Annotated in this window: 1 protein-coding gene; it reads left to right on the top strand. The window is 66.6% G+C overall.

The window, feature by feature from the left end; genetic code table 11:
• Nucleotides 1-1,277 (top strand): hypothetical protein (locus tag BMZ69_RS31850; protein ID WP_175507062.1); only part of this gene is annotated, 1,277 nt, incomplete at both ends.

The raw sequence follows: 1,277 nt of genomic DNA, 5'->3' as shown, positions 1-1,277 counted from the left end.
GGCACCGGGATCTTGCTGCCGGCCTATGACGAGATCGGCTCGCGCATCGTGAAGGGCGGCGTCGGCGAGATGAGCCTGGCGCAGTATGCCTACGAGCTTCGCACCACGACGCTGCTGACCATGACGCGCTCGCGGGTGCGGTACGGCGCCGAATTCGAGCAATCGGCCGGCTCGGCCTTCTTCACCGGAGGATCGGTCTCTTATTCCGCTGCCGGCGCGCTCGGCGTCTTCCAGAAGGCGGGCGAGACCTTCCAGGTTTACGAGACCGGCCGCGTCGATCCCGATGGCCACAAGATCTATCGGCTCTCCCAATTCTGGCAGGATTCGCTCTCGACGCCCTATTGGAGCCGCCTCAACAGCGACCAGCCGATCACCGGCTATGCCTTCCTGGAGTCTTTCGTCCAGCCGCGCGACGCCTGGTGCACCGCCATCGGCGTGCGGATCTCGCGCAAGCCCGCTGACGGGCTGCTCTGGGCGGGCCTGTGCGAATGCGTCAACGGCGTGCCCGACATCACCCGGATGATCGCTTTGGTCAGCCAGCCGGCGACCTTCTTCACGCCCGAGGGTGGCTTCGGCATGAACAAGGTGGCGATCCCGCCGACATTCCTGCAGGGCGGCAGGAGCTACGCCTATGTCGTGATGACCGGCGCCGACTATTACCATCAGGTCGTCGAGACCGGCACGTCGCCGACGACGGGCACGATGTTCTACGGGCTCAACGGCGGCGTGCTGCAGAGCGATCCGACCCGCCATCTGATGTTCGACCTGTATTACGCCACCTTCCGGCGCAACCGCGTCGAGGTCGATCTCGGCGGCATGTCGCTCGCCGGCGGCATCGCTTCCATCGACATCCTGGCCGACGCGATCGTCCCCGATTCGACGGTGCTGGAATATCAGGTCCAGATCGGCGGCGTGTGGAAGGCCCTGAGCGAAAGCGCAGCGTCGATCCTTGCCGGCCTGCCGAACCTGCTGCCGCTGCGCGTCGTGATGACCGGCACGGCCGACGCCATGCCGGGGCTGAAGCTCGCGGGCTCGCGCTGCCGCTTCTCGCGGCCGGCGACGGCACTCAACCACTATTCGGAGGTGGCGACCCTGGCCGCCCCGACCAGCAAGATCACGACGCGTCATCGCATCCGCAATTTCGACACCGGACAGCATGCGCTGACGACCAAGATCCTCGTCGGCGCCGGCTACGCCACGGTCGAGACCGCCGATGTCGTCCAGGACACGGTCCGCGGCGACATCACCGAGCGCGTCTGCACCTTCAACCTCGCCGC

It is taken from the genome of Allobosea sp. CRIB-10 (assembly GCF_900112185.1).
Taxonomy (GTDB): domain Bacteria; phylum Pseudomonadota; class Alphaproteobacteria; order Rhizobiales; family Beijerinckiaceae; genus Allobosea.
Note: the sequence above shows the minus strand (reverse complement) of the source record. Positions and strands in the feature narration are given on the sequence as shown.